Source organism: Actinopolyspora lacussalsi subsp. righensis (assembly GCF_900116555.1).
Lineage (GTDB): Bacteria > Actinomycetota > Actinomycetes > Mycobacteriales > Pseudonocardiaceae > Actinopolyspora > Actinopolyspora lacussalsi.
Window position 1 is genome coordinate 355099 of the sequence record NZ_FPAT01000003.1, and the last position, 11051, is coordinate 366149.

Below are 11051 nucleotides of genomic sequence, written 5' to 3' on the forward strand. Positions count from 1 at the left end.
TCTACATCTGTTCGGGAGCACTGACACCGAGCAGGCTCAGGCCGTTCGCCAGCACCTGGCGGGCCGCTTCACAGAGCTGCAGCCGGGCGATGGTCAACGGCCCCGGCTGATCGTCCCCTGGTTGCAGGACGCGGCAGGAGTCGTAGAAGCGGTGGTACGCGCTGGCCAGGTCCTCCAGGTAGCGGGCCACGCGGTGCGGCTCGCGCAGCTCCGCGGCCGAGCGCACCACCCTGGGGAACTCGCCCAGCGTGCGGATCAGGTCGCCTTCCCGGTCGTGCGTGAGCAGCGCCAGGTCCGCGGCCTCGACGTCACCCCGGTCGATACCGAGCGAAAGCGCGTTGCGCTGCAACGAGGACAGCCTGGCGTGCGCGTACTGCACGTAGAAGACCGGGTTCTCGTTGGTGTGCTTGCTGATGAGGTCGAGGTCGATGTCCACGGCCGAGTCGACCGAGGAACGGATCAGGGAGTAGCGAGCCGCGTCCACCCCGACCGCCTCGACGAGGTCCTCGAGCGTGACGACCGTGCCCGCGCGTTTGCTCATCCGCACCGGCTCGCCGTGCCGAACCAGGTTGACCAGCTGGCCGATGAGAACTTCCACCGAGTCGGGGTCCTGGCCCATCGCCGCCGCGGCGGCCTTCAGCCGCGAGACGTAGCCGTGGTGGTCCGCGCCGAGCATGTACAGGCAGAGTTGGAAGCCGCGGTCACTCTTGTCCCGCAGGTAGGCGATGTCACCGGCGATGTAGGCGGGTGCGCCGTCGCTCTTTATGACGACCCTGTCCTTGTCGTCGCCGAACTCGGAGGAGCGCAACCACCACGCCCCCTCGGCGTGGTAGAGGTTGCCGGAGTCCTTGAGCCGCTGCACGCATTCGGCGACCGCGCCGGAGTTGTGCAGCGAATCCTCGTGGAAGAAGACATCGAAGTCGGTGCCGAACTCGTGCAGGCTGCGCTTGATCTCGTCGAACATGAGCCCGACGCCGACCCTGCGGAACACCTCGTCGCGTTCCTCGGCGGGCAGCGCGAGCACGTCGTCCGAACGGGATTTCACGACCTCGGAGGCGATCTCGGCGATGTACTCCCCGCCGTAACCGTCCTCGGGGATCTCCTCGCCCAGCGCGGTGGCGACGAGTGACCGCACGAAGCGGTCGATCTGCGCGCCGGCGTCGTTGAAGTAGTACTCCCTGGTCACCTCGGCGCCCTGTGCCGTGAGCACGCGCCCGAGCGCGTCACCGACGGCGGCCCAACGACTTCCCCCCAGGTGAATGGGACCGGTCGGATTGGCCGAGACGAATTCCAGGTTGACCCGCAGCCCGCTGTAGAGCTCACCAGCGCCGAAGGCAGCCTGCCTGGTCAGCACGTCGCGGACGATGGCCGCCTGGGCATCGGCGGCGAGCCGCAGGTTGAGGAAACCGGGTCCCGCTACCTCCGCGGAAGTGATCTCGTCGCGCTGTGCGAGCGATTCGGCGAGCCACCCCGCCAGCTCCCGGGGATTGAGACCGGCCGGTTTGGCGACCTGCATGGCCAGGTTGGTCGCGTAGTCGCCGTGCTCCGGGTTTCGGGGACGCTCGACCGTGACCTTCTCCGGCAGCACCGAGGTGTCCACCCCTCGGGCGGACAGGACGTCGGCAGCGGTCGTTCGGACGAGTTCGGCAAGCGCGGCTGGTGTCACCTGATGAAGTCTAAGAAAGCAATGCCGCTGGTTAACGAGCGGGTGGCCGGGACAGTGGGTTCCGGAACGGACCGGGCGAACATGGTCTCACCATCTGAGAGAATGACAGCCGGTGGTGCGGTCGTGCGGCTCGATCTGCAGGGTCGCGTGCTCGATGTGGTATCGCTCGGAAAGCAGCCGCTGCGCACTGGCCAGCACGTCGCAGTGGTCGGCTTCGGAGACCGTGGTGAGGTGCGCCGAGGCCACCTCCATGCCGGAGGTCAGCGTCCACACGTGCAGATCGTGCACCTCCGTCACCGGCTCGATGTCGACGAGATCACCGTGCATCCGTTCGACGTCGACCCCTTCCGGTGCCTGTTGCACCAGAATGCGCAGCGCCTGTCGTGCCAGCTTGTAGGTCCGGGGCAGCACGAACAGTCCCACTGCCACGGCCACGATCGGATCCGCCAGTCCCCACCCGAAACCCCAGGTGAGCGCACCGCCGATCAGCACACCGACCGAACCGACCGTGTCGGCGAGCACCTCCAGGTAGGCGCCGCGCACGTTGAGGCTCTCGTCCGCGCCGCGTCGCAGCAGCGCGAACACCACGAGATTGGCCACCAGCCCGGCCGCGGCGGTGAGCATCATCGGCAGCCCAGGGACCTCCGGAGGGCTCGCCAGGCGCCCGATCGCCTCGTAGAGGATGTATCCCGCCACGCCGAACAGCAGCACGGCGTTGGCCAGGGCGGCCAGCACCTCCACCCGGTAGAGCCCGAAGGTGCTCCTGGAACCGGAGGTCCGACGTGCGGCGGTGATGGCGGCCAGGGCCATTCCGATGCCGAGCACGTCGGTGAGCATGTGGCCCGCGTCGGAGAGCAGGGCCAACGAGGACGTCATGAAGCCGACGACGACCTCGACGACCAGGAACGCCAGTAGTACGAGCAGGGACAGCGCCAGTCTGCGCACGTAACGTCCCGAGGCACTGGCGGCCGCTTCTCCGGTTCCGCCGTGTCCGTGACCGTGTCCCACAGCCGCACCTCCCGAATGACTTCCGACGGACACATAGTGACATATGCATAAGTCGACGCAACAAGAGATACGCACCGCATGGGTGACATCACTCACGAAGGGGCGCCCGGCGGGGTTTCGCCCCGAGGTAACCGGTCAGCGACACCCGGACGTGGAACTCCCGAACCGAAACACCCGAGTCGGGATACCCGCGAGGAAGGCACGGAACACCCGGATCCGACCCGCGAACCACGGCATCGCGCGAACGTGAACACGCACGCGCGAGCTGCCTCCCCGAAACGAACGGACAGGACCGACTCGGCGACGAGGCACGGGATCCGAGACACGGGTAGCCGCGACGCTGGTCACGACTATCCGATCACCCCCACCGTCGAACCCCGGCGCGGCATGGGTTAGGCTTTGGGAAGTTCAACAGTAAAGCCCTCGTAGCTCAGCGGATAGAGCACCGCCCTCCGGAGGCGGGTGTCGCAGGTTCGAGTCCTGCCGAGGGCACCCTTCGTCAATTTCTCGCGAAATCGCCGGGCGCGTACCCCGCGGCCTCGCACGGGGCACGTTTCCCGGCCACCGGCAGAGAGATTCCCGGTCACCGGTAGAGATCCGCCGTGAGCATCGGCCAGGAACGGTGCAGTGCGCGTTCCCAGTACGGCCAGCTGTGCGTTCCCCGCCCGTAGAAGTCCGTCGTCACGGAAATGCCGTTGGTCCGCAGCTTGCGCACGAACAGCTTCGAGGTGTACAGCGCCGCCGGTTCGAGGGCGTCGAACTTCGGCTTCGGGTCCAGCGGTCCACCGATGCCGTTACCACCGGACACGTAGAGATCGGTGCCGCGCAGCGCGCCGACGTTGTTGTAGGGGTTGTGGGCGCGCCACAGCTCCCGGTTGGCCCGATCGTCTCCCCAGAGCGCCCTCCAGTCGTAGTATCCCTCGCGGATGAGGATTCCCTTGACGATCTCGGGCACGAACGGACCGGTGGTGTGGAGCATGCCACTGTAGGAGGCGGCCGCCCGGAACATGTCCGGACGCCGGAACGCGTAGTGCATCGCCCCGAAACCACCTATGGAGACACCGGCGACCGCTCTGCGGGTCCCCGCGTTGTAGTTGCGTTCGAGGATCTGCCGCACCTCGGTGAGGTGAAAGGTCTCCCAGTCCGGGACGGTCGCCATTCCGAAGTTGCGCCACTGGCTGTACATCCCCGCGGAGCCGTCACTGGGCATGACCACCATGACGGGCTTGTCGGCGACGAACCGGCGAACATCGGTGAACTCGGTCCACGACCGGTAGTCGGCCGGCTCACAGCAGCCGTGCAGCAGGTAGAGCACCGGCCATTCCTTCGAGGGCTGCGCGCGCCAGCCGGGGGGCAGCAGCACCCGCACCATCCCGACATCCGCCAGCGAGGGGGACCGGATCCCCAGGTCCAGTGCTCGTTGCCCCACCCAGTTGCGCGAGACGACCCGCGCACCGTTGTCGGCGGGCTCGCCGCGTGCGCCGGAGCCGTCGTGTACCCAGGACGGCAGACCGGCCGAGAAGAGCTCGGTATCGGGGCCGTTGTCACCGCCGGAGTCGGCCGCGACCCCGGGGGCGGTGGCGACGGGTAACTGCGAAATCACCAGTACGAGTGATAACGCGAGTGCTCGTCCGGCAACGCGTAGGGTTCTTCGTATCGACAAGAGTTCATCGCCTCGAATTCTTCACTCGACTCGTCGGTCGCTCCCCTGGAGCGGGGGCGTTGGAAACGGGTCGCAGCAGTGACCAGGCCAGTACCGCCGCGATCACCTGCAGCGAGGCCGCGAGCAGGACTCCGTGCGTGTACCCCGCGGCCAGCGCGGCCGGTTCCGGACTGCCGGTAGCGATCCGGTGCCGCAGCACGGTGGAAACGACCAGTCCGACAACCGCCACCCCGAAAGCGCTGGACAGTTCCCGGGACGCTGTGAGCACCCCGGAGGCGGTCCCCGCGTCGTCCTCGTCACTGCGGTCCAACGCGTGGGAGGTGATCGGGGCGGTGAAGGCCGACCCCGCACCGATCAGCAACAGCGCCGGGACGCGCGGGAGTATCGCGGCGACGGTGTTGACCGCGGCGAGTCCGAACAGCCCCAGCGCGACCACACCGAGCCCGCAGGCGACCACCCGATGTGTGCCGAACCCGCGGGCCGCCGGCCCCACCAGCGGTGTCGCGGCGGTCACCCCGAACGCGACCACCACCAGTGGGAGACCGGCCGTACCGGGGTCCAGCCCGAGATAACTCTGGTGCACCAGCGGTGTGAAGAAGACCACTCCGCTGATGCCGATCCCCCACAGCAGCAACAGCACGTTGGCTCCCGGGAACACCCGCCCGCGCAACAGCCGCCGCGGAACCAGGGGTTCGGCGGCACGGCGCTCACCGAGCACGAACCCCACCAGCAGCAGTGCGCCGAGCACTCCCAGCGGCACTGACCACGAGGGATCCGTGCCGGTTTCCGAAGCTGTCACCAGTGCCGATGTCAGCAGCACCAGTCCGGTGGTAACCGCCAGCGCGGCGGGCAGGCGCACCTTCGCGGCGCGCCGCCGGTCTCCTTGTGAGGTCCCGAGCGAGACCAGCACCACGGCGGGCAGCACGAACGGCAGATTGCCGTAGAAGATCCAGCTCCAGTGCAGGTACTGCGAAACCACACCCCCCAGCCAGGGCCCGAGTGCCAGCGCGGCGGCCAGGGCCGCGGTCCAGGTGGCGGCGGCGGTGGCGCGCAGCCGTTCCGGGAGTTCGGTGCGCAGCAGTCGCAGCGTCCCCGGCACGATGAAGGCGGCGGCGACTCCCTGACAGGCCCGTCCCAGCAGCAACGGGACGGCACTGCCCGCCGCACCGCAGACCACGGCTCCGGCCGCGAACACACCGAAACCGGCCAGCAACGCACGATCCCCGAGTCGGTCGAGCACGGTTCCCGCGACCAGCACCAACCCTGCGTAGGGCAGCATGTAGGCGATGCTGACCCACTGCAGCGTCGCGAGGCCGATTCCCAGGTCACGTCCCACGGAGGGCGCGGCGGCCGCGACGATCGTGTTGTCCAGCGCCGTGACGAAGCCGACGAGCGCCACCACGGTCAGCACCGTCACGGGGGACCGTCCCGGGCTCGTCACGACGGGAGCGGTGTCACTGGGGACCGCTCTCATGGGATCAGCTGATCGGGGCTCGTCATGGGATGCCGACACCTCCGGCTGGTCGAAGTCGTGAACGGGATCTCGCGAGAGACACACCGCCCGGCAGCGGAGCACTCGTGTCCGGTGCATCGAAGTGGGACGGGAATCCGAATCGACACGTCAGGTCCACACGCGACTCCCGAACAATCCGGTCCTCGCCACACCGAAGCCCGTGGCGGAAAGCTACTGCCGAAGGGATCTCCGCACAACCGAAAACCGCTGTGCCGGAAACGATCCATAATCCCGGTGACAAACAGGATCCGCACCGGACTCACTCCGGTGCGCGAAACCGCGCTGTTGGCACGTGGTTGCCATAACCGGAATCCGGAGTTGTCCGCGAAATGACAGAAAAGCGAGCGAATCCGCTCCGCTGGTCGCTTTCCACTCGTTTGGAGCATTGAACCGGTTCCCTCGTACTCGGACGCTGAACTCGCCGTTTCACGCTTCCAACGACTCGGCGCCGTCCCACGAGGAAAACCGGGTTTCGGTTCGGGAGTCGGAGCGAAAACGGCGACCTGAAAATCCTCGGTCTCCGCGCGCGAACGCGGTTTCACCCAGTGCGCTTCGGACGACCGGGAATTCGAGAGGAGCCAGGATGAACCGAGCGGCGCGACTACTGCGCGGTCTGGTGGCGGGCACGGGTGCCCTGGCACTGGCCACTGTCACCGGAATCGGGATGACGGGTGTTTCCAGTGCCGAGGACACCGCGGTGGAAACCGGCCCACGACAGGACGACTTCCTGAGCGCGTTCGCGTACTCGCAGCAGCACCCGAACGCCGTACCAGCCGGATCGAACGATTTCTCGTGCGAACCGGGTGACGAGCATCCGGATCCGGTGGTGCTGGTGCACGGGACCTTCGAGAATCGGTACGACAACTGGGCGGAGCTGTCACCGGAACTGGCCGAACGTGGCTACTGCGTGTTCTCGCTGAACTACGGCGGCGGCGCGAACAGCGCTATCAAGGGAACCGGCGAGATCACCCGTTCCGCCCGGGAGCTGAGCGGGTTCGTCGACCGAGTGCTCGCCGCCACCGGAGCGGAGGAGGTGGACATCGTCGGACACTCCCAGGGCGGGATGATGCCCAGGTACTACATCGAGAACCTCGGCGGCGCTTCCGAGGTGGATTCGCTCGTCGGCCTCGTTCCGTCCAACCACGGCACCACGCTGTACGGGCTCGACCAACTGGCCGGATTCCTGCCCGAGGGGCAGCCCCCGTGCGCCTCGTGCACGCAGCAACTGGCGGGATCCGACTTCATCACGGAGCTGAACTCGGACGGTGAAACGGTACCGGGCGTGGACTACACCAACATCGCCACCAGGTACGACGAGGTGGTCACGCCCTACACCTCCGCCTTCCTGGAAGAAGGTCCCAACGTGACCAACCTGACGTTGCAGGACTTCTGTGCCATCGACCTGACCGAGCACATCGGTATCTCTTACAACGGAACGGCACAGCAGCTGGTGTTCAACGCTCTCGATCCCGCCGACGCGCAGCGCCCCGGCTGCTGATGTAACGAGTGCCCGACGGGATCGCTCGGATGGTCGGTTAGCCGTCACGTGAGTCGGCGCCTTGCCGCGTTGGTCCGGCGCGGCGATTTCGCGAGAAATCGACACCGCGCCGAAGTCGGGGCGGAACCTCTCGCACGGCTCTCGCTGTGGGGAGGCCCGACATCGAGTAGGTAGGGCTGCTCGAGTGGCGGGGCGCGGGGTGGGCGGGAACTCCGGTGACCGGGTTCCCGCTCACGCGTTCTCGCCGGTCCGCTGCTCGAGCGGACCCGCCGCCAGTAGCGTCTCGAGTTCCGCCAAGGGCATCGCGGGCGCGAACAACCACCCCTGGAAAGTGTGCACACCGACGTCACGCAACAGCTCGAACTGCTCGAACGTTTCCACTCCCTCCGCGGTGCAGGTGCACCCGATCGCCTTGGCCAGATCGGCGATCGCCTTGATGACCATGAGGTCGGCCCGGGTGTTCGCGACATCGGTGACGAAACCCCGGTCGATCTTGATGACGTCGATGGGAAGTTCGCGCAACCGCGCCAGTGAGGAGTACCCGGTGCCGAAATCGTCCACGGCGAACCGCAACCCCTGCTCGGTGAGTCCGCGCATGGTCCTTCTCCCCCGGTCGGAGAGGTTGATCAACGAGGTTTCCAGCAGTTCCATGACCACGTGTCGCCGGTCGAGCCCGGTCTCTGCCTCGGTCGTGTCCAGCGTGGCCGCGAAATCCGGATCGCCGGGTGACAGTTCGGCGAGGTTGATCGACACCGCTGCCTGCTTCCCGTCGGGCTTGACGGGCCAGCCCGCGGCGTCACGCATGGCCGTGCGCAGTACGCACCGGTCGAGTTCCCCGAGCAGGTCGGCGCTCTCGGCCACCGGCAGGAAAGTGTCGGGGCCGAGCAGCCCCCGGCTGGGATGGCGCCAGCGAACGAGTGCCTCGGCGGCCACGATCGCGCCGCTCGCGCGGACTATCGGCTGGTAGAACAGCGTCAGCTCGTCGGACTCGATCGCCGCGCGCAGCTCGCTTTCGAGCTCCACTTTGCGGTCCGTCTCCGAGATGGTCCCCGGTCCGGCGACCGAGATCCGTCTGCGCTCGTTCGCCTTGGCTTCCATGACGGCCGCGCCTGCCGAACGCAGCAGGTCGTCGACGGTGGAGGTGGTCTCGTCGCCCACCGCTATGCCGATGGAGGCGGAGACCCGGATCGGTGGGTGTCCGCGCAGGTACACGGGACGGTGGAACAGCTCGCCGACACTGTCGGCGATCGTCTCGATTCCCCCCACCGTGGCGGGCTCGGGGCACACGATCAGATACTCGTCCGCTGCCATCCGGGCGGCCAGCCAGTCCCTCGGCAGGTCGCTGCGCATCCGCTTGGCCAGTTCGATGAGCAGCTCGTCCCCCGCGCGCAACCCCAGTGATTCGTTGATCCGCCGGAAGTTGATGATGTCGCAGTACAGCATCGCGAAACCACGCGTGTCGGTTCCGCTGAGCAGCTCGTTGACCGCCGCTCGGTTCGGCAGTCCGGTCAGGCTGTCGTGCGTCGCCCAGTAGCGCCATTCCTCCGCGCGCCGGTGGCGTTCGGTAACGTCCTGGAACACCGCCAGCCAGAACGACTCCCCGCTGGCGCGAACAGATTTCGCGATGTGTAGTTCGCAGATCACCCGTCGTCCGTCGGCACGGATCATGGACCACTCCTGAGTGAGGTCCTCGTTCGGCGGGTTCCCGGAACGGAACGCCCGACGCAACGGTTCCCTGCCCGGCTCGTCCGGGTGGACCATGTTGGCGATGTGCGCGCCGCGCATCTCGTTCTGGTCGTATCCGAGCAGCTCGCGCAGCGCCGGGTTGGAGTCGAGCACGTAACCGTACCGGTCGAACACGCCGATGCCGACCGGTGTGAGTCCGAACAAGTCGCGGAACTGACGCAGCGAACGCTCCAGCCTGGAGTGCAGCTCGGTGTCGTCCCTGGTGACGCGGGCGAAACCCCGCAGCGTCCCCGTGCTGGACCACAGCGCGATGGTGGTCACGTGCGCCCAGAACCTGGTGCCGTCCTTGCGCACCCGCCAGCCCTCGTCGGTGTGGCTGCCGAAGCGGGCGGCCCGTTCGAGCAGTTCCTCCGGTTCGCCCGCGGCGAGCTGCTCGGCGGTGTAGAACACCGAGATGTTGCGCCCGATCACCTCCGCGGCCGAGGCACCTGTGATTCGTTCCGCTCCGGGGTTCCAGGTCGACACGACGCCGAACGGGTCGAGGGTGTAGACGGCGTACTCCCAAAGCGACGCGCCGAACCTGCCGATCAGTTCCTCCGCGTCGGCCCCGATACCGGGTTCGTTCTCCACTCCGCTCATCACCAGCTCCGGCCGCCGGGACACGACGACCTGCACGAACCGAGTCGTCACCGGTATGCCCACCCGGGCACGGAGCTCACCCGCGGTGTGAGCTCCGAGACCCCGGAAGCGACGTCCCGGCCGTGAGGCCCACCCCGAGTGTCCGCCCGCCCCACCGTGTGTGCACGGCACCGCGGGAAACGAAAAATGCTCGGCTCAGCCGTCCGGTAATGCTCTGTCGGGGCTCACCGTACTCGCGGCACGAGAGCCCGCGCGGGTTCCCGCCGAGCGGTGACAGGGAGCGGTCACAGGGGAGCGCGAAGTCAACGAATCCCCGTGATGGGGATCTCGAAGTGGACCGTGGAACTGTGCCCGGGATCCCGCCTGGCGTCGTGGACCTCCTTGGCGATGGCGCGCCAGAAGGGCTCGGCACCGTCGATGGCCGGGTTGGTGTGCAGATAGATCGACTCGTAGCCGGGTACGGAGGCGATGAACGAGCAGGCCGACCGAACCAGTTCGGTGGCCAGACCCTGCCTGCGGTGTTCCGGGTCCACGTAGGTGCGGAAGATCTGCGCCGTGGGGCCGGACGGGTAGCGCTCGGCGATCCATGCCGGGTGGGGCGGGCTCTTGGGGCCGTCGGCGCGTACCGAGGCGGTGCCCACGACCCGCTCGCCGCGCACGGCGACGAACAGCGCGTGTCCCGGAGTGCGGAAGTAGGTTCCCTCGATGTCGATCACGTCGGCGTGCCACCGCGGCACGTAACCGTGTCCCAGCACCCGGTAGAAGGTGTCCAGCATCAGGGTGCGCGCACCCTCGACGTCGGCGGGTTCCGCGGGGCGGACCACGTACTCCCCCACCACCCGGGTCTCCTCGGTCATCTCGCTCCTTCGGGAGTTCTCGAACGGCTCGAACGAACACGGCAGTCGCCATGCGATGTCTGTTGCACAATAGTTGCATCGAATTCGTTCGTACGGGTGGCCGGACACACCCCGCTGAGCTGGAAAAGTTCTCGGATGCCGCGATGTCGTGATCCGCCGCACCTTGACAGGGCACCTACGGGCTGTGAACGTCTGACTCCGGAACAACCGAACGACGGCGTCCAGGAAGCCGGTGCGACTCCGGCACGGTCCCGCCACTGTGAGTGGGTAGCCACCACCAACATGCCACTGTCGAGTGAGTCGACGGGAAGGCGGTGGACGGTGAGGAACCACGAGTCAGGAGACTGCCGCCGTCGTGCCGATTCGTACGGGGTCGCGGAGCCCCGGAGGAGGTAACGACGTTGCCGCACCGAGTTGCGAGCACGACACCGTTCGAGCCGTCCCGTCGCGGAAGCCGCGACGCACTCGCGCTGACACCCGCCCCACTCGGCGTGCGCGCCTGAACGACCTCTCGCCAACAG

At 67.5% G+C, this 11051-nt stretch carries 7 protein-coding genes, 1 tRNA gene and 1 riboswitch; of the genes, 2 read left to right on the plus strand and 6 right to left on the minus strand.

The features are described 5' to 3' along the window. Position 1: 1 nt before the first annotated feature. The gene (argS, locus tag BM394_RS07785; protein WP_092923961.1) at positions 2 to 1666 is read right to left on the minus strand and encodes an arginine--tRNA ligase; all 1665 of its coding nucleotides are present in this window, start codon (positions 1664 to 1666) and stop codon (positions 2 to 4) included. An 87-nt stretch (positions 1667 to 1753) separates the two neighbouring features. After that, positions 1754 to 2674, minus strand: coding sequence for a cation diffusion facilitator family transporter (locus BM394_RS07790; RefSeq protein ID WP_092975933.1), 921 nt, complete (start codon positions 2672 to 2674; stop codon positions 1754 to 1756). Positions 2675 to 3093: 419 nt separating this feature from the next. On the opposite strand from BM394_RS07790, the gene BM394_RS07795 reads away from it, so the two are divergent. Then, positions 3094 to 3166: transfer RNA gene (locus BM394_RS07795), tRNA-Arg, on the plus strand. A 91-nt stretch (positions 3167 to 3257) separates the two neighbouring features. On the opposite strand, the gene BM394_RS07800 is transcribed toward BM394_RS07795, so the two are convergent. Both BM394_RS07800 and BM394_RS07805 read right to left on the minus strand, forming a co-directional pair. After that, on the minus strand, positions 3258 to 4277 hold the full coding sequence (locus tag BM394_RS07800) for an alpha/beta hydrolase (protein WP_217643402.1): 1020 nt from the start codon (positions 4275 to 4277) through the stop codon (positions 3258 to 3260). Between the two features lie 64 nt (positions 4278 to 4341). Next, positions 4342 to 5754 carry an MFS transporter gene (locus BM394_RS07805; RefSeq protein WP_217643403.1) on the minus strand — a complete coding sequence of 471 codons (1413 nt, stop codon included), beginning with the start codon at positions 5752 to 5754 and terminating at the stop codon, positions 4342 to 4344. Between the two features lie 679 nt (positions 5755 to 6433). On the opposite strand from BM394_RS07805, the gene BM394_RS07810 reads away from it, so the two are divergent. After that, positions 6434 to 7348: an esterase/lipase family protein gene (locus BM394_RS07810; protein ID WP_092975939.1), complete on the plus strand. Its 915-nt coding sequence runs from the start codon at positions 6434 to 6436 to the stop codon at positions 7346 to 7348. 231 nt (positions 7349 to 7579) lie between these two features. Here BM394_RS07810 and BM394_RS07815 read toward each other — a convergent pair whose 3' ends face one another. Beyond that, on the minus strand, positions 7580 to 9724 hold the full coding sequence (locus BM394_RS07815) for a putative bifunctional diguanylate cyclase/phosphodiesterase (protein ID WP_245780042.1): 2145 nt from the start codon (positions 9722 to 9724) through the stop codon (positions 7580 to 7582). A gap of 251 nt (positions 9725 to 9975) precedes the next feature. Then, the gene (locus BM394_RS07820; RefSeq protein WP_207227157.1) at positions 9976 to 10530 is read right to left on the minus strand and encodes a GNAT family N-acetyltransferase; all 555 of its coding nucleotides are present in this window, start codon (positions 10528 to 10530) and stop codon (positions 9976 to 9978) included. A gap of 198 nt (positions 10531 to 10728) precedes the next feature. After that, positions 10729 to 10899: riboswitch (cobalamin riboswitch) on the plus strand. Positions 10900 to 11051 lie beyond the last annotated feature (152 nt).

Coding starts and splice junctions, on each gene's coding strand:
- BM394_RS07820 (WP_207227157.1), bottom strand. CDS start 10,530: ATGACCGAGGAGACCCGGGTGGTGGGGGAGTACGTGGTCCGCCCCGCG.
- BM394_RS07810 (WP_092975939.1), top strand. CDS start 6,434: ATGAACCGAGCGGCGCGACTACTGCGCGGTCTGGTGGCGGGCACGGGT.